Source organism: Opitutus sp. GAS368 (genome assembly GCF_900104925.1).
Classification (GTDB): domain Bacteria; phylum Verrucomicrobiota; class Verrucomicrobiia; order Opitutales; family Opitutaceae; genus Lacunisphaera.
The window spans coordinates 3,106,580-3,129,236 of the sequence record NZ_LT629735.1; the positions used below are offsets into that span (position 1 = coordinate 3,106,580).

19 protein-coding genes and 1 tRNA gene are annotated in these 22,657 nt (G+C 61.1%); 10 read left to right on the forward strand and 10 right to left on the reverse strand.

What is annotated here, in order from left to right:
- Positions 1-49: 49 nt before the first annotated feature.
- From BLU29_RS18125 to BLU29_RS13380, 10 genes are all read right to left on the reverse strand, one after another.
- On the reverse strand, positions 50-757 hold the full coding sequence (locus tag BLU29_RS18125; protein WP_157693857.1) for a hypothetical protein: 708 nt from the start codon (positions 755-757) through the stop codon (positions 50-52).
- Positions 758-767: 10 nt separating this feature from the next.
- Positions 768-2,003, reverse strand: a complete 1,236-nt coding sequence (locus tag BLU29_RS18130) for a hypothetical protein (protein ID WP_157693858.1) — start codon at positions 2,001-2,003, stop codon at positions 768-770.
- A 30-nt stretch (positions 2,004-2,033) separates the two neighbouring features.
- A complete protein-coding gene (locus BLU29_RS13340) occupies positions 2,034-3,143 on the reverse strand; it encodes a tyrosine-type recombinase/integrase (protein ID WP_091058805.1) in 1,110 nt (369 codons plus the stop codon).
- A gap of 202 nt (positions 3,144-3,345) precedes the next feature.
- Positions 3,346-3,552, reverse strand: a complete 207-nt coding sequence (locus BLU29_RS13350; RefSeq protein WP_091058812.1) for a hypothetical protein — start codon at positions 3,550-3,552, stop codon at positions 3,346-3,348.
- Between the two features lie 1,050 nt (positions 3,553-4,602).
- Positions 4,603-5,172, reverse strand: a complete 570-nt coding sequence (locus BLU29_RS13355) for a hypothetical protein (protein WP_091058815.1) — start codon at positions 5,170-5,172, stop codon at positions 4,603-4,605.
- Between the two features lie 205 nt (positions 5,173-5,377).
- A tRNA-Ser gene (locus BLU29_RS13360) sits at positions 5,378-5,450 on the reverse strand.
- Positions 5,451-5,660: 210 nt separating this feature from the next.
- Positions 5,661-6,743, reverse strand: coding sequence for a tyrosine-type recombinase/integrase (locus BLU29_RS13365; protein ID WP_091058817.1), 1,083 nt, complete (start codon positions 6,741-6,743; stop codon positions 5,661-5,663).
- A gap of 1,017 nt (positions 6,744-7,760) precedes the next feature.
- Complete coding sequence (locus tag BLU29_RS18140; protein WP_157693860.1) at positions 7,761-8,312, reverse strand: hypothetical protein; 552 nt, start codon at positions 8,310-8,312, stop codon at positions 7,761-7,763.
- Positions 8,313-8,370: 58 nt separating this feature from the next.
- On the reverse strand, positions 8,371-9,000 hold the full coding sequence (locus tag BLU29_RS13375; protein ID WP_091058823.1) for a site-specific integrase: 630 nt from the start codon (positions 8,998-9,000) through the stop codon (positions 8,371-8,373).
- Between the two features lie 214 nt (positions 9,001-9,214).
- Positions 9,215-9,403: a hypothetical protein gene (locus BLU29_RS13380; protein WP_091058826.1), complete on the reverse strand. Its 189-nt coding sequence runs from the start codon at positions 9,401-9,403 to the stop codon at positions 9,215-9,217.
- A 286-nt stretch (positions 9,404-9,689) separates the two neighbouring features.
- Here BLU29_RS13380 and BLU29_RS13385 point away from each other — a divergent pair, with 286 nt between their 5' ends.
- The 10 genes from BLU29_RS13385 (at position 9,690) to BLU29_RS13430 (ending at position 22,655) form a co-directional block, all read left to right on the forward strand.
- A complete protein-coding gene (locus tag BLU29_RS13385; protein ID WP_091058828.1) occupies positions 9,690-11,660 on the forward strand; it encodes a response regulator in 1,971 nt (656 codons plus the stop codon).
- Between the two features lie 114 nt (positions 11,661-11,774).
- Positions 11,775-13,661, forward strand: a complete 1,887-nt coding sequence (locus BLU29_RS13390; RefSeq protein ID WP_172830267.1) for a TonB-dependent receptor — start codon at positions 11,775-11,777, stop codon at positions 13,659-13,661.
- Positions 13,662-13,679: 18 nt separating this feature from the next.
- Positions 13,680-14,300: a YfiR family protein gene (locus BLU29_RS13395; RefSeq protein ID WP_091058834.1), complete on the forward strand. Its 621-nt coding sequence runs from the start codon at positions 13,680-13,682 to the stop codon at positions 14,298-14,300.
- Positions 14,301-14,310: 10 nt separating this feature from the next.
- Complete coding sequence (locus BLU29_RS13400; RefSeq protein WP_091058837.1) at positions 14,311-16,761, forward strand: PAS domain-containing protein; 2,451 nt, start codon at positions 14,311-14,313, stop codon at positions 16,759-16,761.
- On the forward strand, positions 16,742-18,943 hold the full coding sequence (locus BLU29_RS13405) for a response regulator (RefSeq protein ID WP_091058839.1): 2,202 nt from the start codon (positions 16,742-16,744) through the stop codon (positions 18,941-18,943). The genes BLU29_RS13400 and BLU29_RS13405 overlap by 20 nt, the downstream gene beginning before the upstream one ends.
- A 34-nt stretch (positions 18,944-18,977) precedes the next feature.
- Positions 18,978-19,586, forward strand: a complete 609-nt coding sequence (locus BLU29_RS13410; RefSeq protein ID WP_091058841.1) for a response regulator — start codon at positions 18,978-18,980, stop codon at positions 19,584-19,586.
- Positions 19,587-19,834: 248 nt separating this feature from the next.
- Positions 19,835-20,212 carry a response regulator gene (locus BLU29_RS13415; protein ID WP_172830268.1) on the forward strand — a complete coding sequence of 126 codons (378 nt, stop codon included), beginning with the start codon at positions 19,835-19,837 and terminating at the stop codon, positions 20,210-20,212.
- A complete protein-coding gene (locus tag BLU29_RS13420; protein WP_091058847.1) occupies positions 20,209-20,409 on the forward strand; it encodes a hypothetical protein in 201 nt (66 codons plus the stop codon). The genes BLU29_RS13415 and BLU29_RS13420 overlap by 4 nt, the downstream gene beginning before the upstream one ends.
- Positions 20,406-22,130 (forward strand): GspE/PulE family protein, encoded by a 1,725-nt coding sequence (locus BLU29_RS13425; RefSeq protein WP_091058850.1) that lies wholly within the window; start codon positions 20,406-20,408, stop codon positions 22,128-22,130. The genes BLU29_RS13420 and BLU29_RS13425 overlap by 4 nt, the downstream gene beginning before the upstream one ends.
- A 12-nt stretch (positions 22,131-22,142) precedes the next feature.
- The gene (locus tag BLU29_RS13430; protein ID WP_157693862.1) at positions 22,143-22,655 is read left to right on the forward strand and encodes a hypothetical protein; all 513 of its coding nucleotides are present in this window, start codon (positions 22,143-22,145) and stop codon (positions 22,653-22,655) included.
- Positions 22,656-22,657: the final 2 nt, after the last annotated feature.

Below are 22,657 nucleotides of genomic sequence, written 5' to 3' on the forward strand. Positions count from 1 at the left end.
TTTGTAATCTGAAAAGAACACAGGACGTGCGCTTTCTGTGTGCAGAGGATCATTTGTGTCCAGCAGGAGCTGTTAGTTGGGATGTGCTATTTCCCAAAGGTGAGGCCTTGCTTGGCGCTACCGTTCCTAGGTTCATTAACAGACTCGCTAGTGCGGCAAAAACCAACCCAAATTGAATTCCTACCAATCGGCGATGCGTCTTGGTTTGTTTAATCGCTTTGTCCCAACGGGCGAAGGGATTCTCCTGAAGCTTCGTCTCAATATCTTTATGGTATTTGGTGTATCCCGGCAGATGTCGATGAATCGCCCATTCGACCTCCTCAACATCCACATTCCATTCTACTTTTGTGCCCGCTTCAGCGGCTTCGATGGCTATTTTTTTTACTTCCTCCAGAACTTTCTTCATCGGACCTTCGATATCATCGGCGAATTCAGAGTCTTTCGAGATGTGAACCTTGATTGCCGACCAAAAGGAATTTGCGATGAATCCGCAAAGACCCGAGATCAACAACGCGCCGAGAGATATCTGAATCTCGCTAACAGTATATAGTTCCATTAAGTCCCTCAGGTGGGATGCCAGTAGTGCTAGTGTGCCCCCGGTCACCAATAGCATCCAATCCGATTCTCGCTGCGTGTCGCTCGATTGTTTTATTAGGATCTTGTAACCACAAATGCGAAGCCGGGTTTTAATATCGGCGCGAAGGACGTTTATCTTTTTTTGGAACTCGTTCGGCTCTTTGTTGGGTAAATCAATCATATACTAAAGCTCACTTTTTCCCTCCAAGTTTGAATCCTGTGCCATCAGGCGCTTTTACCTGAATTGAAGTCAGTTGAGGAAACATTTCCGCTATCGTTTGAGGATGTGAGGCACCAGAGTCACTTGCTGGCGTGTGTGAAAATAAATTCCTGGATAGCTCGTGCAGTAATTCAGTAGGAAGCTGCTTGTTGTTGTCTTGTGCGTCACGCACTGCCTCTAGAAGCCAGCCAGCTCTACCTATATCGACTAAAAGATTTCTGTTCCGGAAGTCCTCCTCCGCGTGCAGCCGAGCCCAGACGCTCATCCAACGAATGTAGTAAACGCAGAATGTGGTAAACGCTATTAAAGGAATAATAGATTTCAGCGAGAGAAGGGTCCACTCCCACCATGGCACTGAAGCGATATCCTTTGCGCCACTCAGGAGACTGTAGCTCTGGTAACCATAAATTCCTGCGAGGGCTGCCGTAACCAGTAGAGCTACGATATAGATGAAATGAATGGCCGTGCGCTTGGCGCTGGTGCCCGAGGTGACGCTCCAACCATCAAGCCATTTGCCGATTTGAGTGATTTGTTTTTGCTGTTCTTGCCTTGCCACGTATCGAGCCTCTTTCGTTTCAAACGACTTCACCTTTTCATCTAGCGCGTTTTCTTTTTCGGCTAAGCTAGCCCTCTTTGCTTCGAAGTCAGAGGACAGAATTTTCTCCTTTGAATCGTATTTCGAGTGAAGCTCGTTTTCGAGCCGTGTCCTGTCCTGAAGTATTTGGTTAGTAAATCTTCCGTACAGTTCTTCGAGCCTCGCTAGTCCTTGGTCGCGTTTTTCGACAAAAAAGCCGAGCTCTGTTGATAGGTCAGTCGGAAGTGGACGATTAAATCCTGCGTTGCCAAATTCGCCACCCACAAAGCCACTAATTTTGATGTAGCGGGCATGATCATTTCCGAACTGGCCCTGCTGGACATTAATCAGGTCAAAGGGCTGCGCTGCACTTCGGGAGATGCTGCACAGCTCGGATCCATCAGCCCAAAGTGATATGTGGTTTCCGCTGTAGCCTGAGCTGCTGGCAACTAAGGCCGCGACAGCATTCGTGCTCCATGGGTCTTGTGTGCCGCTCCGTGCAGTTTGCACGAATACTTGACCCTGCTCGCCATTGAATGTCACACGCCAGTCATTTGAAGTAGAGGCATCTCCGACCTTACGGAGCTTTTCAAGGAGGAGTGAGTCAGGGTATTTGGGTATGGGATACTGCATATACTAGAGTTTTTTCCGAATTAACTAAACTCAAGATGCGCGCTGGCCCACACACACCACTAAGGAAGGGAGCTTGGCCAGCGAATCGCTCAGGGCAAGCTGCGAAGCATCGGTGTATATTTTCATCGTAAGCTTTGGGTCACTGTGCCGCATGAGGTGAACAGCGTCAGTAAGAGGCACATGATTTACCGCAAGGAGAGTCCCGAAGGTGTTGCGGAGGGCATGAAAATCCAACCTTCGCCCGCTCTCATCAATGAAGATGATGCCCGCCCGGGACAGGTCTTTGCGGAGCGTCTTCACGCGTGGCACCTGCCCGTTGAACACAAATTGAAATGGCGACGCATCGGCCGGACGAATTGACCGCAAGGCCTCGACGACTTCGGGACGCAGGGGCAGCCGCGCATCCTTCTTGTTTTTGGTGATGGATGCGGGAGCCAGGACGAAAGGTTGTGGTGCGTCCAGGTGGAGGTCGCCCCATTTGAGGTTGTTGAGCTCTTTTCGCCTCAATCCTGTGTAGATGGCGGCCAGATAGACGACGGCTCGGGAGTGGGGGGCATGGCTGAGAAGATTTGCCACCTCAGTTTGGCTGAGTGCTCGCCTAAATTGAGCCTGGCCCCTCGTGTCGGTGCGCTTGACGTATTTCAGGGGATTGGCGGTGAGCATCCGTTGGCCTTCCAGCCAGTCAAAGAAGGTCGTGGCACACGCGAGCAGATCGTTGGTGGTCTTGCCCGTCAGCCCGCATTGGTTGCGCCATTGGCAAAATGAACGGGCAGTAACGTCCTGCAGTTTGAGCCACCGGCACCGCGCAAAGAGCTTCCGCAGAATCTTGCGGTATTTCTTAACGGTAGTGATAGCGCGGCCCCGGGATTCAACGTCCTGCAGGTATTCGCTCAGGAGGTCGAGTAGGGGCCGTTCTGCTGCTTCCCTGACCGGCTTAGGAGCAAGGACGCCATTGTGCTCTTTCTCCCGTTCCTCGGCCAGCTGAGACAGCTTGAACAGCGCCAATCGCTTGTCGGGTGTGTTGAGGGCAACGGTGCTGACCGAGGTTTCCCACGGCATCTTCAAGCGACCAGACCATGAGGCTGCTTCCGTGAGCTCCCCATCAATCCGGCGACGTTGCTTGAAGACGTGACAAATCATGATGCCGTATCTGGACCGAGCAGGCGTTTAAGGTATTCCTCAAGGGCAGTAAGAGGGACGCGACGAGCCCGCCCAATCCGCACAGCGAGCGGGAAGCGCCCTGCCGCCATTTCGCGCTCCAAGGTGCGCCGGCAGACCGATAAACGGCGTGCGGTCTCGTCCAAGGTCAGGAGGGCCGGTTGATCTTCGGGCGTCGGCGTTTTCATTTCTTCGCCTCCTCATCCAGTTCGGCCCGCTTGTCCTCGTTGGCGACGACATCCTCCACCCGCGAAAAATGCTCTGGCGGGGGCAGGGAAGCCTCCATGGCGCGATACACCTGCATATGGGTGACCGTGACGCCCAGCTGCACGCTGAGCCACGCGGCGATTTCGCGGAGCGACATGCCTTTCTCCCGCTTGAGGGTCCACATGACTTGGAGGTAATCGCTCAGGGTTACGCCACGGGGTAGAGCGTTAGCCTTGGCGAGCAACTGAGCGGGGGTAGGGATGGATTGCTTTCGTTTCATGTGTTACCAAGTGTTCTATCTGTTACGCCCTGTCAAGTCTGGTCGCACCAAAAACAGCAAAAGCAGTTTACGACGCTCCCGGGCGAGCCTCTGCGCTTCCAGCCGGTTGGCATAGTATGCCTCTAGCCTTTCCTGTGATAATTCGCCTGCTAGGTCTCTAGCGCGTTTCTTATTCCGGAGATAGATCAGCGGGGCGTCGCATTGCCACCGTAGCGAGGCTCCGATGCGTAGCGGCTCAGGGAAAAGACCACGCTTCACGGCGCGTTCAATCGTGCGGGTGGATAGTCCAAGTCCCAATGCCACCTGCTCGAGGGTGAGCAGCGGGGGATGTATCGGGGCCGTCTTGGGTGTCTGTCGCTTGTGACTCATTGCGACATTGGGCCACAGATTATATGATATGGCCCGAATACCAAGGGGCCGGCGGTCGCGGCGCTGCGCGCCGCATCCCGTCCGGCCCGGTGCCATGAGTTGCTGATAGCTCGCGCGCCCGAGACCCGAACAGCCGAACCGCTTTGAGGGGCGGCGTTGCCGGCTAACCCGTTCGCGGCTAGGCCGGCACAGCGGACGCCAAGACGCGGGCGAGGGTCTGTCCTCTCCGGCGTGCTACGGACGCCTATGGCGTCCTTTCTGGGGGTGGATTCCACCCCCAGCCCCCCGCGTTTGTGTGCGCGTTGTGTGCGATCTGTGTGTTCAACCGATGGTGACATTTGCTTTTCATTGTTATGTCACCTCTTTGCTGAACGGGCTGGGGACGTTCGAATCTCACCAGCCCGACCATTTTCCCCTGACGGCAGGAGAGGACTTATGCCGTCAGTATGCGACTTAGAGCGCAGTCCTCAGTAGCTTGCAAGATTAGGTTGCTGTGCACTGGCGCGACACGTTGCGGCCACCTACGACCCGAAAAGACCCGGGCGTGGACACGTTTTTGGACACATGTTCTGCGCAGCAAGACTGTTAGGGGAATGATTCTCCGATCGTATATGTGCCGGGCGCGTAAACCTTATCACCGCCTAAATGCTCAACTAATTTCTTAGCGTCGCTACGTATTCTTTCATCTTGGAACGCGCACAGGTCATAAATTTTCCGAAGGTTTTTTGTTTTCCACAAAATTATCTTTGCCCTGAACCCAACATCGCCTCCCAGGTTCACGATCATCTCCACTTTCTGGTGGTCTTGTATGTCCTTCGCGTTACGAAGCAGATTCGCGGCTTGTGCGGGTGAATAGTGGGCGAAGGCAGTCCTTCTTCCCTCGAGAAGATCTGCATGAGTGTTTGCGTGCTCAGAGTCGTCTGGAAATTTTTCGTATTTCTTGCCGATGGACCCCAGCCCGTAGTTTGTTTCGTCAAAGATTCGGCAGTAAGCGACTGCTATACCTGAGAAGGCCATATAGTAGACAGGCCCATGCGGCCCGTGCGCGTCTATATTCTTAAGAGCCGCAGTCGTCTGCATAATGTCGTTAAGCGTGGTCCCTGCGATGATGAGACGCTTAAGACTTCGCACCTGTTTTTCCTGCCGTGACTCCATGAAGTGACTGATAAACGAAGTTCGACGAAAATGCGGCGTTTTACTCGAAAATTGCCGTTTTTTGTGAGGCGAATGGAGTCGAAATGGCTCTGCCCGCGCGTCTTTTACACCTTTCCTTTTGTCATGACAAAATCACCTTGCTGAGCCTATCGGGTCTGCATTGGTTGAGCCTCCCTCGTAGCTCAAAAAGTTTCCTAGCAGGGAGTGCCCTCGCTGGGATTCGGACCCAGAACCTCCAGTTTAGCGGACCGGTGCTCTATCCATTGAGCTACGAGGGCAAATTTTTTGGTTAGAAAGTTGTGGCTCAAAAAGGCCATAAGTAGGGGACGGACAAGCAGTAATTTCTCCCAACTATTTTACGTGGGACTGGGTGGCTCATTTTTTACGACGGCATGTCTTAAATCGTTGATGTCGCGGATTTTTACGTGCCGTTCTTGCCCAAAAATTTCTGAGATAAAACTAAGATTTTCCGTCTGAGTTGAGGTTTTTCAGCCGTGTTGTTCGAGATTCCTTTTTTGCTGCCACGGCAAGCAAGCGATGGCCTGCGCAAGCGGTAGCTGTTGTGCGTCCGTGTAGATCTTCATCGTTAGCTTGATGTCGCTGTGACGCATGAGCTCTTGCACTACTCGCGGAGCGGCTCCTGAGAGTGTCAGATTTGTGCCGTAGGTCATTCGCAAAGAATGAAGGTCAACGCGGCGGCTTTGTTCGTCGAGGAACGGCACGCTGGCACAGACCAAGTCACGACGAAGTGTTGTGATCCTCGGCAGATGTTGCGTGAACACTGGCGCAAAAGGAGCGGCATCCACTGGACGAAATTCCCGCAACGCTGCAGCAAGTTCAGGGTGCAAGGGTAGGACGGCTGACTTTCGATTTTTTGTCGTGCTGGCCCTGACTCGAATGAATTGCGACGCGCCGTCCAGTTCCAGATCAGCCCAACGCAGGAGTTTCATTTCGTTTCTACGTAGGCCTGTGAAAACAGCCGTCAGGTAAACAATCCGCCGGTGCGGAGGTGCGACCTCAAGTAGTCGCCTTAGCTCATCAGTGGACAATGCGCGCCGGTATTGTTGACCACGGCCCCGGGTGTCGATGCGTTGGACGTGCTTAAGGGGACTTTCCACAGTGTAGCGCTGGTGCTCCAGCCAGTGCAGAAAAGTTGCCATCGCCGCCAACAGGTCGTTGAGCGTTTTTGCACTGAGTTCGCTACGTGCCCGCCATTCACAGAATGACCTGGTGGTGACATCAGCCAGGAGACACCAGTGGCAACGTTCGAAAAGCTTTCGCAGGATGACCCTGTATTTGACTACCGTAGTCCCGGCCCGGCCTTTGGCCTGCAAGTCCTCGAGGTAGGCCGTTAGCAGTTCAGCGAGCGACCGTTTGGCAGCCTCCCGCGTGCATTGAGGGGGAAGCATACCCATCGCCTCCATTTCTCGTTCCTTGGCGATTTCCCAGAGCTTGGACTGGGCAACGCGTTTGTCGGTGGTGCCGAGAGACACACGGGAAAGCCGGGGGTCACTGTCCAGTTGCAGCTTCCCCCAGTAGAGCCGCCCTCGTTTGAATACGTGGCAGATCATGACGCACCCCGTAGGCCGATGATTTTCGCCAAGTAGGCTAGAACATCAGATTCAGGGACGCGGGTTGACCGGCCAATTTTGACTGGTCGTGGGAATTGACCGGCAGCGATCAATCGTTCGAGCGTGCGACGGCAAATGGTCAGGCGTTGCGCGGCTTGCCTGAGCGTGAGGAGGTGAGGAACCTCCGAGGGAGTTTCAGTGGACATGGCTTTTTCATTCCTGGAAACGGCCAGCCGAGGACGTGCCGCGGAAGTGCAGCAAGAATCAGCCAACCAGTTTCCGCCATGTCCGGCTAAAAATATATTTGAGGGGCGACACTGCTTAGTCCGGACATTTCGGGCAGGCGCTGACCTCCTAGAGTATTTTGGCGGTGAGGTCGGGAATTGTCCGCACGTGTCGCTTGCCGTCAATCCTCGACTGTTCGAAGCCGGAAGCCAACGGGGCGAATTTGAGGGCGTTGTTCCATAGTATACAAGGTTAGCGGTCGCGCTGCGCGCTACTGGCCGCCTCCGGCGGCCAATAGTGCGGATTGGCGGCGTTGTCCCATAGTAGACAAGGCAGCGGCTCCGTAGGACGCGACAATTCGCGACAGCGGACACGGAGGGGGGATTCCCTCCAATTTTTGAATTGGCCCGGCCAAGGCAGCTAAAACAGGCCGGGACGGTCACCCCCGTGCAGGGTAGCGGGGAAGGTGCCGCAGCCGGGGCAACGATCCTCGCGAGGCAGTTTTGGACACGTTTATGGACACGATTCTGGACACAGTGCATTTTGGGACTCTCCTAATCGGATGAGTCCTCTCCGTTTATGGAACGGCGTTGGTAAGTTCGAATCTCACCAGCCCGACCATTTTCCAGCGGTCACTCGCAGAGTGATGTTGGGCTTAAGTATACGGGGTTAGGGACGTTGCAAGAAATTGCGGTTGCGACACGGTGCGCCAGCCCGCGACAGGAAATGTCCCCTTGCGGGCGCAAAGTGGGAGCGTTTTTGGGAGCACTAGGAATGATGACATAAAAGTAATCACGGGGCGGTTGATGGGGTAGACACTGGCTTCTGGTTGCTCTCTTTTTCGCCCTTCGCTTGTCGCTCAATTATATCGAGAAAATCCAGCACCGCTTTTAAGCGGCCGCGCTGCTCGGCATGAGAGTTATTCTCCAAATCAAAGCTTGGATTATCGATCCATGCCTCCCTAGTGCCGGCCGCAGAGTGAAAGACAAAATAATATGTCACACCGTCGAAGGGTCGTATCATAATCGACTCTTCACCATTCTTCTTTGCTGGCTGCGTCATCGAAGTTTTGCGCAGAAAATCTGCGTCTGCCTGTGTAAAGGTAAGCTTTGTTAAAAGGGCGCGAAGCGAATCGGCGGCTGAACCCACGAGAAAGGTCGAGTGCTTTTCTTTCATTCGGTCGGTATATTCGACTAATAATCCCTTATCAGTTTCCGTGACTCGCCATTCCGGATTTGCACGCCTCGATAGCGCAAATTCGCCTCTGGCAGAAAAAATCTCTTTCGCGCAGCCTTGTCCACCGGCTACAGCACACACCAAAAAGCTAACTAGAAATGCCTTCATTGGTTAATGTTTAAGGTATGAGAATCTCATGCACTGCCAACGACAATCTGCGACAGTTTCATCCGGTGGCAGCCGTAGGCTTGTTCCACGGCAGCTTGGTGACAGCGGCAGCCACGGGGCCTTGGAGTTGAGCGGCGTCCATGTAGAGTTTCATCGTCAGCTTGAGGTCACTGTGCCGCATGAATTCCATGACGACGCGGGGATGCGCCCCGGAAAGGCACAAGAGAACACCGGCGGTCTTGCGCAGGCAATGCAGGTCAGCACGCCGCCCCATTGCATCCAAGAACGGGATGCCAGCGCGGGCGAGGTCACGGCGAAAAGTAGAACCGCGCGGGATGGACGCGAACACTGGAGCGAACAGCGGTGTGCCCTCCGGATGTAGCGCTCTGAGTTCGGCCGCGAGCCGCAAGCTGATCGGTTGCAGCATGGTCTTACGATTCTTCGCAATGGACATGGGGATGCGGACGCACGGCCCGCCCCCCCACGCCCCTTCCCCCGCCCCCGCCGGGGGCAGGGAACCCCCCGCCAAAAAGACGCCGGCGAGCTGTAGCTTTTTCGCTTCGAGCGGGCGCAAAGCGGTTTCGAGTATCAAAAGGTAAACGGTGCTGCGTGGATGCGGTGCGGTAGTGAGAAGGCGGCCGACCTCGTCTGCAGTGAGTGCCCGTCGGTATTTACCCACTGGCTGCATGTTGGCCCACACGCACCTGAACGTGTGGAAGTTTGGCCAATGAATCACTCAGGGCAAGCTGTGAAGCGTCGGTATAAATCTTCATTGTGAGCTTTGGGTCGCTGTGACGCATGAGATGAACGGCATCGGTCAAATGCACATGGTTTCACTGCCAACGATAATCTAGAGCGCATTCACGCGGTAGCAGCGACCGGCTTGTTCCAAGGCAACTTAGTCACAGCAGCGGCGACGGGCCTTGGAGTTGCGCAGCGTCCAGGTAGAGCTTCATCGTCAGCTTTAGGTCACTGTGCCGCGTGAACTCCGTGACGACACGAGGATGCGCCCCGGACAGATACAGAAGGACGCCAGCGATCTTGCGGAGCGCGTGCAGGTCGGGCGCGACGCCCTGCGCATCTAGCGACATAGAAATAGTGCGAACCACTTCGTTGCGTGTCGTTCGCGTCCTTACCTCGGGAAACCACTTGCTTGTTAAGGGCTTGATCTTAGCATGGGGATAGCACTTCGGGCCAGAGTGTTACCTTTCGCATGTGCGCCTCAGCTGAGACGCTGGGTTCTTACCGCCACTTCCTGACGTTTACCGGAGTGGCCAGGGTAACTGCAGGTTTTATCGGGCGCATGCGGACTTTTGCGGTCTTAGTGATGGCTTCATCGACGGGCGAACCCGCCCCGCCGGGCCTCCGCCTTACCCCATGAGCTCCTTGCCTCCCATCGACCGGCCGCTGCGCATCTTCCACCTTGAGGACAATGCGACGGATCGCGCACTCATCCACGCCCGGCTGCGGCAGGGCGGCCTCGCGTGCGAGGTGCGGACTGCGGTGACGCGGGGAGAATTCGAAATCGCACTGACGGAGGCGGCCTATGACCTGATCATCTCGGACTTTACCTTGCCCTCGTATGACGGCGCCACCGCCCTCGCGCTGGCGCAGCGCGTCCGGCCGGGGGTGCCGTTTTTGTTCGTTTCGGGCACCATCGGCGAGGACCGCGCGGTGGAGAGCCTGAAGAGCGGCGCGACGGACTACGTGCTGAAAAACAACCTGGAGCGGCTCGTTCCGGCGGTGCGCCGGGCCCTGCGCGAGGCCGCCGAGCGGGCCGCACGCCATCAGGCGGAGGAGTCGTTGCGCACCGCCGAGGCGCGCCTCCGCGAAATGGCCGAGACCATCCGCGACGTTTTCTGGGTCACTACGCCCGATGGGAGCCAGCTGCTGTACGTGAGCGCGGCCTACGCCCAGGTTTGGGGCCGGCCCGTGGCGGAGGCCTACGCCCGGCCGGCCAGCTGGCTGGAGGCCGTGCACCCGGAAGATCAGCCGAAGGTGCGGGTCGCGCTGCAGCAACTCGCCCAGGGCACCGAATACCGGATCGAATACCGGGTGGTGCGACCAGACGGAACGGAACGCCAGGTCGAGGATCGCAGGTATCCCGTTCTCAATCCGGCGGGGAAAATGGAACGCGCCGTCGGCGTGGCGACCGACATTACGGAGCGCCGGCAACTGGAGGAACAATTGCGGCAGGCGCAGAAGATGGAGGCCATCGGCCAGCTGGCCGGCGGCATCGCGCATGACTTCAACAACATGCTGACGGTCATCAACGGCCGCGCGCGGCTGCTGATGGACACGGGGGAACTCCCGCCGAAGGTCACGGATTCGTTGCGCGAGATCTATGTGGCCGGCGGCCGGGCGGCCGGTCTCACGCGCCAGCTGCTGGTCTTCAGCCGCAAGCATTTCATGCACAGCACCGCGCTGGACCTGAACGAACTCATCGAGGCGGTCGTCCAGATGTTGCGGCGCATGATCGGCGAGGACATCGAACTCGAGGTCCAGGCCGCGCGCCCGCTGCCGCCCATCCTGGCCGATGCCAGTATGCTGGAACAGGTGTTGATGAACCTGGCGGTCAACGCCCGCGACGCGATGCCGCGTGGCGGCCGGCTGACCATCACCACCGAGTGCCGGGAGATCAGCGAGACCGCCCCCCTCGCCAATCCGGAGGCCGTCCCGGGGTCACACGTCTGCCTGCGCGTGGGCGACACCGGTTGCGGCATGAGCCCGGAAACCCTGGCGCGGATCTTCGAGCCGTTTTTCACGACGAAGGACGTGGGGAAGGGGACCGGCCTCGGGCTCTCCACGGTCTTCGGCATCGTCAAGTATCACCACGGCTGGGTCGAGGTAAGCAGCGAGGTCGGCGCCGGCACGGAATTCCGCATCTACCTGCCGGTGACAACGGCGGATTTCGCGCTGAACCTGCCGGCCACCGATCCGGTCAGCGTGACCGGCGGCCAGGAGACCATCCTGCTGGTTGAGGACGAGGTGCCCGTGCGGGAACTCGCGAAGCTCATCCTGCAGGAATACGGCTACCGGGTGCTGACGGCCGGCTCGGGGCTGCAGGCGCTCGACGTCTGGAAATGGCACGCCGACCGGATCGCGCTGCTGCTGACCGACCTGGTGATGCCGGACGACATGTCCGGCCTCGAACTGGCCGAGAAGCTGCGGACGGAAAAACCGGGCCTGAAGATCGTCTACACCAGCGGCTACAATTCGGACACCAGCCGGCCGGGTTTTGCCGCCCTGGCGGGCACCAATTTCCTGCATAAGCCCTATCAACCCGCCGCCTTGGCGCAGATCGTCCGCGCCACCCTCGACCAGGACCGGGCGCCAGCCGTGGCCTGAGTTGGAAACCCGCCAACTCTTACCTTCCCCGGTCATCGCATGAACCTCACTCTTTCATCTACTGCGCGCCAGAGAGTGGCCCCGGGGTCTGTCCTGCTGGCGCTGTCCCTGACTTTGACTTCGCTCCCGGCGGCCGACCCGGCACCCAGCCAGTCGCTCGCGGACCTCAGTATCGAGGAGCTGATGAACGAGTCGGTCACCTCCGTTTCCAAAAAGGAGCAAAGGCTCGGCGATGTGGCCGCAGCCGTGACGGTGCTGACGAACGAAGACATTCGCCGGGCCGGGGTCACTTCGCTGCCGGATGCGCTGCGGCTGGTCCCGGGGATGGACGTGGGCACGGTCAATTCCAGTGAATTCGCGGTCTCCGCGCGCGGTTTCAACTTGGCTTACGCCAACAAGCTGCTCGTGCTGGTAGACGGACGCGCGGTTTACTCGCCGCTGTTTGCGGGCGTCTACTGGGATCTGCAGCAGCCGATGCTCGAGGACGTGGATCGCATCGAGGTTATCCGCGGCCCGGGCGCCACCGTCTGGGGCGCCAACGCGGTCAACGGAGTCGTCAACGTCGTCAGCCGCAGCGCACGAGAGACGCAGGGCACGCTGACCTATGCTGGCGGGGGGGACGTGCACGAGGCCCTGGGCGGGGTGCGCTACGGCGGGCAAATCGGCGCGAACACCTACTACCGCGTCTTCGCAACCTTCCAATCGAACGCCGACTACCCGCTCGCCGATGGCCAACCGGCCCATGACCACTGGCAAGGGCGGACCGCGGGCTTTCGCCTCGACCATTATCCCGATCCGGACACGCACCTGACCTGGCAGGCGGACGCGACCGGGGCCGACTTCGATTCCGGCTACAACGTGAACACGCTGGGGCGCTGGACCCGGCAGTTGACGCGGACCTCGAGCGTCGAGGTGCAGGCGTATTACGATCGCACCTACCGCAATGATCCGACGCAGGTGCGACTGCTGACGCACACCTTTGACGTCACGTTGCAGCACACGTTCAATCTGACGGGGCGCAACGCCGTGATCTGGGGACTCGGCTACCGCTATGTGATCAACGATATGGCGCAAACCACCCCACAGATCGCGGTGCTCGACGGTGATCTCCACGCCCAGCTTTTCAGCGCGTTTGTGCAGGACGAGTTCAAACTCGTGCCCGGCCGGCTGACGTTCACCGCGGGCGCCAAACTCGAGCACAACGACACCACCGGTTTCGAATTTCAGCCCAGCGTCCGGCTGGTTTTCAATCCGACCGGGCGCCAGACCGTCTGGGCCGCGGTGTCGCGTGCCCTGCGGACACCGGATGAAGTGGAGGGGCGGAACGTCGTTGCGATCGCCGTCGGTCCTCCCCTGGTCGGGCCGGACGGAGGGCTTTATCTCCCGTCGTTGGTGAGCAATGCCGCGCTCAAGGCGGAAGTGCTGTTTGCCTATGAATTGGGCTATCGCATCCAGCCGACCAAGCGCGTCAGCGTGGAACTGGCGGCCTTCTCGAATCACTACGACCATCTGGTCACCTATGCGACGGTAGAACGCTTCGTGCCGGGCACGCCGTTTGGCCTCGCCGCGATCCCTTGGGCCAATTTGTATCGGATCGAATCCTACGGAGGTGAGGCGACCCTCACGGTGTCGCCGGCCGATTCGTGGCGGTTGACGGCCGGCTACGCCTTTGACCAAGAGTCGGCGCACGGGCCGGCCGCCGTCCTTCAGGGCCTGAGCTCCGGTCCGCCCCGACATCAGGCGAGCCTGCGCTCGGCCCATGACCTCACGCCGCGGACCAACCTCGATGTCCAGCTGCGCTACGTCAGCGGCCTCGCGACCACCCCCGCGTATTTCACCGCCGACCTCCGTTTGGCTTATCGCCCGACGAATCACATCGAACTTTCGCTGGTCGGGCAAAACCTGCTGGACGAGCAGCACCCGGAGCAGCCTCCGGTGATCTTCACCGAGGTCTCGGAAATCCCCCGCGGTTTCTATGGGAAAATCCTGTGGCGGTTCTGAGCCAGGAGTGCAATTCACATGCGCAACGGCACAGAGATCATGGGGAAATTCCGGAAACGGCGGGCCGGGCTTTGGGCCTTCCGCCGGCCGCGGCACGGGTTGGTCGCCCTGCTCGGTCTGCTCGTGCTCGCCCGGCCGGCGTTCTGTGAGGACAAGCCTTCTGTTTCCAGGGCCTATCAGATCAAGGCGGCCTACTTGTATAACTTCACGAAGTTCGTGGAGTGGCCGCCGCAGCGTTTCCCGGACCTTTCCGATCCCATTGTGATCGGGGTGCTGGGATGGAACGGGAACCCTTTTGGCGATGAATTGAGCAATCTCGTCCGGGGCCGGAAAGTCGGCGGGCGGCTGGTGGTCGTCAAGAATGTCGAAACGCCCGCGGAAGCCGGCGCGGTGCACGTTTTGTTTGTCAGCACCGGACTGGAGCAACGTTGGGCCAAAGAGGTGCAATCAGCCCGCAGCGCGGGGGTGCTGACCGTGGGTGAATCCGAGCCATTCTTCGCGGCCGGCGGCATCATCACCTTTGTGCTCAAGGAGGACAAGGTGCTCTTTGAGATCAACCTGGACGCCAGCGAAAAGGCGGGGCTCAAACTCAGTGCCCAGCTGCTCAAGCTGGCCGTCGCGGTGCACCGCAAATCCTAGGAGAACCGGCATGCTTCGCGACGTTTCAATCAAACGCAAGCTGGCCCTGCTGGCCACGCTGACCAGCGGCGCCGCCCTCCTGCTGGCCGGCGGAGGCTTTCTGATCTACGATCAGACGGCCCATCGGCGGGACATGGTGCACGACCTGTCGACCCTCGCCGAGATGACGGGCTTCAACAGCGCCTCCGCGCTCTCGTTCAACGACGCCACCTCGGCCCAGGAAACGCTCCGGGGGCTCAGCAAGCAGCCCCACATCGTGGCCGCAGGCCTTTATGATCGGAGCGGAACCGTTTTCGCCAGCTACCAGCGCGGCCAGCCGCCGGTGGAATTCGCGCCCGCGCCGGGCGGTTCCGCGGCCCGGTTTGCCAACGACCGCCTCGAACTCTTCCTCCCGATCATCTTTGATGGCGAAACCATCGGCACCATCTACCTGCAGTCCGATCTGGACGGCCTGCACGAGCGCCTGCGCCGCTATGCGCTCATCGTCACGGGCGTCGGGCTGCTGGCCATTCTGCTGGCCTATGTGATCGGAGCCCGCTTGCGCCGGGTCATTTCCGATCCGGTGGCGCGGCTTTCGGCCGCGACTGAACGGGTCGTCGCGGAAAAGGACTATTCGATCCGCGCCGAACGCACCGGCAACGACGAATTGGGCCGGCTCACGGACGCTTTCAACGGGATGCTCGGGCAGATCCAGGCGCGCGACGACGAATTGCGGGCGACGCACGAACAGCTGGAAAAACGCGTGGCGGAACGCACGGCCGAACTGACCGAGGCCAGCGGCCTGCTGGAAGCGATGCTACAAAACAGCCCGGATCTCATTTATTTCAAGGATGTCGGGTCGCGTTTCGTGCGCTTCAGCCAGGCTGTGTTGCAGCGGTTCCAGCTGGACGACCCCGCCTTGCTCCGCGGCAAGACCGACGTCGACTTCTACGGCTCTGATCGCGCCCGCGAGGCGTTCGCCGATGAGCAGGCGATCATCCGCACCGGACAGCCCATCGTGGGCAAACTCGAGCATGAGACTTATCCGGACGGACATACGACCTGGGGGCTGACGACCAAGATGCCCTGGCACAACGGTGCGGGCCAGATCGTGGGCATCTTCGGCATCACCAAGGACGTGACGACGCTGAAGGAGGCCGAAACCAAGCTGGCCCATGAACGGAACCAGCTCCGGGCCCTGCTCGATTCCAGCCCCGATTCGATCTATTTCAAGGACCGGGACTCGCGCTTTGTCCTCATCAGCCGCTCCAAGGCGCGGAAGATGCTTGATCGCGTCCCCGGATTGCGGGAACGGCTGCTCGGACCCGACGCCGCGCCGGACGCCCCGGTCGATCCGGCAAAGTTCATCGGCCTGTCGGACGCCGACACCTACACCGACGAGCACACCGCGCACGCCCTCGCGGACGAGCAGGAAATCATGCGCACCGGCCAGCCCCTGGTCAACAAGACCGAAAGACAGGTTTTCAAGGACGGCACGGTCGGCTGGTCGAGCACCAACAAGATGCCATGGCGCGGCCCGGACGGGCAGATCATCGGCACCTTCGGTCTTTCCAAGGATATCACCACGCTCAAGCTGGCCGAGGAACAGCTGGAGCAGGCGCACCGGCAGCTGTTGGACACCTCGCGCCAGGCGGGCATGGCGGAGGTGGCGACGAGTGTGTTGCACAACGTCGGCAACGTGCTCAACAGCGTCAACGTCTCCGCCACGCTGGTGGCCGACACGGCGCGACACTCCAAGGCGGGCAACGTCGGCAAGCTCGGCGCGCTCCTTACCGAGCACCAAGCGGACCTCGCCGCCTTCCTGACCGCCGACCCGCGCGGGAAGATGGTGCAACCCTATCTCGCCACCCTGGCCGAGGAGCTGGCGCGCGAGCAGAAGTCAATGGTCACGGAACTCGACCACCTCCGCAAGAACGTGGACCACATCAAGGATATCGTGGCGATGCAGCAGAGCTACGCCAAGACCTCCGGGGTGATCGAGGCCATCTCCATTCCGGACCTGGTGGAGGACGCGCTCCGGATGAACGCCGGTTCGCTCGCCCGGCACGATGTGAACATCGCCCGCGACTATCAGGCGCGCCCCGTGGTGGCCCTCGACAAACACAAGGTATTGCAGATCCTCGTGAACCTGATCCGTAACGCCAAGTATGCCTGCGACGAGTCAGGCCGCACCGACAAATGCCTGACGCTGCGCATCACCACCGAGGATAACCACGTCGCCATCGCCGTGAGCGACAACGGGGTGGGCATCCCCGCGGAGAATCTCACGCGGATCTTCAACCACGGCTTCACCACCCGGGCCACGGGCCACGGTTTCGGTCTGCACAGTGGCGCCCTCGCCGCCAAGGAGATGGGCGGTGCGCTCACCGCCCACAGCGCCGGGCGCGGCCACGGCGCCACCTTCATCCTCACCCTGCCTTTCAAACCGGAGACCCCCGACCATGGAAAACCCGCTCGCTGAGAAAAACCTCCGCATCCTCGTCATCGACGACAACCGCTCGATCCACGAGGATTTCCGGAAAATCCTGGTGGGCGAGGATCCCACCGGCGCCACCGCCAGCATGGAGTCGGCGCTGTTCGGCGCGCCCACGGAGGCGCGCCGCGCCATCCGCTTCGAGGTGGAATCGGCCTATCAGGGTCAGGAAGGCCTCGAAATGGCCCGGCGCGCGCTGGCCGAAGGCCGGCCCTACGCCATGGCGTTCATGGACGTGCGGATGCCCCCCGGCTGGGACGGCATCGAGACGACCGCGCGCATCTGGGAGGTGGACCCGGAGATGGAGATCGTCATCTGCACCGCCTATTCGGACTATTCCTGGGACCAGATGACCGGCCGCCTCGGGCACCCCGACCGGCTCGTCATCCTCAAAAAACCCTTCGACAACGTCGAAGCACTCCAGATGGCCACGGCGCTCACCGAGAAATGGAACCTCGGCCGTCAGGCCCGCACGCAGATGGCCAACCTGGAGCAGCTGGTCGACGCCCGCACGCGCGAGCTGCGGGTCGCCAAGGAGGCGGCGGAGGTCGCGAGCAAGGCCAAGAGTGAATTCCTGGCCAACATGAGCCACGAGATCCGCACGCCCATGAACGGGGTGATCGGCATGACCGGCCTGCTCCTCGACACCGGGCTCGACGTCCTCCAGCGCGAATACGCCGAGACGATCCGCACCAGCGCCGAAGCCCTCCTCACCGTCATCAACGACGTCCTGGATTTCTCCAAGATCGAGGCGGGCAAGCTCAGCTTCGAGACCCTCGACTTCGACCTGTTGGAGACGGTCGAGAGCGCGGTGGACATGCTGGCGGAGCGCGCGCAGGCCAAAGGCATCGAACTCGTCGTGAACTTTGCGCCGGGCACGCCGCCCTGGCTGCGGGGCGACCCCGGCCGGCTCCGGCAGATTCTCACCAACCTCATCGGCAACGCCATCAAGTTCACCGAAAAGGGCGAGGTGGTGGTCCGCGTCGCCCCGGAGTCCGACCGCGATGGCCACGCCGTCGTGCGCTTTGACGTCCGCGACACCGGCGTGGGGGTCACGCGCGAGGCGCAGACGCGCCTTTTCCAGGCCTTCACCCAGGCCGACAGTTCGACGACGCGCCGCTACGGCGGCACCGGCCTCGGACTCGCCATCTCGCGCCGGCTGGTCGAGATGATGGCGGGCACAATCGGCGTCGACAGCGAGCCCGGGCGGGGCTCCGACTTCTGGTTCACCGCCTGCTTCCAAAAACTCGATCTCGGCGACATCCCGACCCGACCCGAGCCCGACGGCTGGTCCGAACTGCGGGTGCTCGTGGTGGACGACAACGCCACCAGCCGGCAGATCCTCCGCCACCAGATCTTCGCCTGGAAACTGCAGAAGGGCAGTGCAGCCAGCGGGCATGAGGCCCTGACGATCCTCCGCGAGGCCGCCACCGCCGGCCGTCCCTACAGCGTGGCGCTCCTCGATGTCCAGATGCCGGAGATGGACGGGCTCGCGCTCGCCCGGGCCATCAAGGCCGAGCCCGCCATCGCGGGCACCCGGCTGATCGCCCTCACGCCCAAGGGCTCGATCCTCAGTGCCGCGGAGATGAAGGCGGCCCAGATCGATGCCTTCCTCCCCAAGCCCATCAAGCAGTCCCGTCTGCTCGACTGCCTCGTCAGCGTCATCGGCAAGGCCCTCACGACGAACTTGCTGGCAAAGACCGGCGCCGCGCCGGTGCCGGTGATCTCGCCCCGCCTCCGCGCCCGCCTCGGGGAGATCCGCCTGCTGCTGGCCGAGGACAACACCGTCAACCAAAAGGTCGCGCTTGGCCAGTTGAAGAAGTTCGGGTGCGCGGCCGAGGCCGTGGCCAACGGCCAGGAGGTGCTCGAGGCCCTGCAGCGTTATCCCTATCCGCTCGTCTTCATGGACATTCAGATGCCCGAGATGGACGGCTACGAGGCCACCCGGGCCATCCGCCAGCGCGAACGCGACACCACCGGGCAACCCTGTCCGTGGACACCACCGCTGTACATCGTCGCCCTGACCGCCAACGCCATGCAGGGCGACCGCGAGAAATGCCTCGCCGTCGGCATGAACGACTACATCAGCAAGCCCGTCCGCGCGACGGACATGCTCGAGGCCTTGGAACGCTGGGTGAACCTGACGGACGCACCCTCCGCCCGCCCATGAAGATCCGTTCCGGCATTCCGCCGCGCCCCCTGCCATGAAAATCCTGGCCGCCGAAGATGATCCGGTATTGCGCGTCATCCTCACCCGGACGCTCGGCAAACTGGGCCACGAAGTGGTCGAGGCCGCGGACGGACAGGCCGCGTGGAATTGCCTGCTGACGGCCCCCATGCGCATCGTCGTCAGCGACTGGATGATGCCCAAGGTGAGCGGCCTGGAGTTATGCCGGCGCATCCGCGCCCGCGAGTCACCCGACTATGTCTATTTCATCCTTCTGACGGTGCAGGACGCCACCGAAGAGAACAAACGCCAGGCCGCCGACGCCGGGGTGGACGACTTTCTCGTCAAGCCGCTCAACCCGACCGATCTTTGGCTGCGCCTGCGCGTCGCCGAGCGCATCATTCACTCCACCACGCGCATCCGCCAGCTCGAGGGCCTGCTCCCCATCTGCTCTTATTGCCGGAAAGTCCGCAACGACCGCGATTACTGGCAGCAGATCGAGGGCTACATCCGCGAGCATACCGGCACCAAGCTCAGCCACTCCATCTGCCCCGATTGCTACGAACGCGTCGTGATCCCGCAGTTGAAGTCGGCCGGCCTCCCGCCCGCCCCTTATACGCCGCCGAGGCCTGAGTCGCGCTTATGAGAATATCATTTCACGCCACGACCACAGGCCACCGTCAGTTCGGCCTGCATGGGGTGTTCAGTCCGGACTGGCTCGGCGGGGACAGGGGACAAGAACTCGTCGGGAAACGTCCAGTGGGGCAAAGACCCAGGGGGTCCGGAAAGTGATGGCACTTGCGCCTGGGCCCGGCCGGACAAGAATTCCCCCCGGGCCCCGTCAGCCAGTCAGTCCATTTTTGTATGATAAACCGCGCTCATCCCCTCCGGGTCTTGCTGGTTGATGACGAAACCTACATGCAGGTTTTCGTCGGACGTGTGCTGGCCTCGTCCATCAATTGCACCGTGACGACGGCCCGTGACGGCCAGGCCGCCATTGACCAGTGCGAAAAGAGCGACCCGCAGCTGATCATCCTCGACATCAACATGCCGCGGGTGGACGGAGTGCAGGCCCTGGGTCGGATCCGGGCGCTCAAGCCCGACGTTCCCATTGTGATGCTGACCTCGATTTCGGAGGAGGCGGTGGTCGAGGAGTGCGTGACCAAGGGCGCCTCGGCTTTCATCCGCAAGGACGTCCGGGCCGACCTGCTTCAGACCGAGTTGCAGGAGATGCTGCAGCAGTTTTTCTCCGACGAAAAGGCCGCCCCATGAGCACACCCGAAACGCCCAGGACCAAGTTGCCTTCCCTGGCGGATTACCTCGTGCGCCACGACCTGCCGGCTCTGCTCGAGGAGGCGAAGCTGGACTACAACCAGGCGTCTTCCGGCACGCCCCGCCTGCTGAACCAGAAGGACATCGCCGCCCGCTTCCGCAAGCCCGCCGTGCCGGCCAAGCCCAACGCCCCATGAGCAATGTCGACACCTTCCTCGAGTCCCTGCGCCGGCTGACCCCGGCGCAAGCGAAAGTGATCGACGCGCGCGCGGATCTCTTCAAGGCCGATCCGATGCGGCTGCTCAAGGACCTGATGGAGCGGTCGGTGCTGCCCAAGGCGCGCCTCAGCCAGCTGTGGGCCGACACCCTGGGTGTGGCCTACGTCAACCCGACCTCCGTGGCCATCCCGACTGACGGCTACGAGCAGCTGCCCGTGGACATCGCGCGGCGGGTGGGGGCGGTCGTGCTCAGTTCGCTCGGCGACACCGTTACGGTCGCCATGGGTGACCCGACAAATGCCCGGCAGGTCGAGTCGCTGGGCAAAATCCTTGGCAAGAATATCAGCGCCGTTTTTGCCCATCCCGACGAGATCGCCACGGTCGTCGACATGTATCTCGGGGCCGAGGGCAACATCGCCGCCAACCTCCAGAGCGTCTGCGACCAGCTGCCGGGCATGATCGGCGCGAGAGAGATCAAGACGGCGGCCGACGTGGCCGACCTCGTCGAGTCGAAGGCCGTGATCGAGCTGCTCAACAGCATCATCCTGACCGCCTACCGCCGCCGGGCCTCCGACATCCACTTCGAGACCCGGTCCGAAGACAGCCGGGTGCGGATGCGCATCGACGGCGACATGCAGACGATCATGGATCTGCCCCGCACGGTGCACGTGACCCTGGTCGTGCGCATCAAGGTGCTCTGCCAGCTTGACCTTTCGCAAAGCCGCATGCCGCAGGACGGGGCGTTCGAGCTCAACTTCGGCACGCTCAACACCGCGTTCCGCGTCTCGACCCTGCCCAGCCTCTACGGGGAGAAGGCGGTCTTGCGCGTCCTCGGTTCGCCGCTCGACCAATCCATGCTGAGGCTGGACAACCTCGGTTTCCCGCGCTCCACGCTGGAGGCGATCAAGCGCGTCATCTCGCGCCCCAACGGCATCCTTATCGTCTGCGGCCCCACCGGCAGCGGCAAGACCACGACGCTCTACGGCTGCATCAACGAGGTCAACCGGCCCGACCTCAATATCACGACGATCGAGGATCCGGTCGAATACCGGCTGCCCGACATCACCCAGCACCAGGTCAACACGGGCATCGGGCTGACCTTTTCCAAAGTGCTCCGCAGCATCATGCGCCAGGATCCCGATGTCATCCTCATCGGCGAGATCCGCGACCTCGAGACGGCGCTCATCGCCACCGAGGCGGCGCTGACCGGGCATTTCGTGCTCACGACTTTGCACACGAACAACGCGCTGCAGGCCGTCACCCGCCTGGTGGAGATCGGCGTCGATCCTTACCTCGTGGCGCCAACGACGATGGGCGTGCTCTCGCAGCGACTGGTCCGTCGCATCTGTTCGTCGTGCAAGGAGTCCTACCAGCCGACGGGCGAAGAGCTGGCGCCCTTCTTCTCCGGTTACGAGGGCGTGCCGGTCACGCTCTATCGCGGCCGCGGCTGTCCGAAATGCTTTGGCTCGGGCTTCAGCGGGCGCGTGGGCATCTACGAATTTGTCGAGGTCTCCGAGAAAATGCGTGAACTCATCACGGAAAAGCAGAGCGTGGCGCTGCTGATTGAAGAGGCCAAGCGGGTGGGGCACCGCTCGTTGCGGCATGACGGCCTGAAGAAAGCGCTCATCGGCTGGACCACGCTGGAGGAGGTGGAACGCAGCACACTGCCCGACGTGGGGTTCCAGCCGGTGGGAGACTGAAACCGACCGGCCATGCGCGCCCCGCGGCAGAGCTTGCTGACAATGGAGCCGGAGCCAAGGGGGCGTCCGGCGCGCGGCATGGTGCTGGTGGAACTGGGACTTTTCCTGCTCGTGGTGGGGCTGGCCTTCACCTTGCTTTCCGTCGGGCTCGGCCGGATCCGGCACGAGGCCCGGCTCGAACAGCTCGCCTCGGACCTGCAGGCCTTCGCGCAAGCCTTTGAGCAGGCCCGGGCGGAAAACGGCCGGTGGCCGGCGACGGCGGATGAGGTGGCCTCGCGGTTGCAGGGCAGTTCGTGGGGGCGCGGCTCGCCCTTTGGCGGCGCGTATGGCTGGGTGCCGCCCGGCCCCGCCGGCCGGTCGGGAATGATCACCCTGACCGCTTTCGCGCCGGGTTTCCCGCTGGGGCTTACTCGCGCCGACCTGCTCGCCCTCGACCGCCGGATCGACGACGGCGACCTGGCGACCGGCCGCTTCCGCACCGGCTTCAACGGCTGGCCGGTCTACCTGGTCGGGGAAAAACCGTGAAC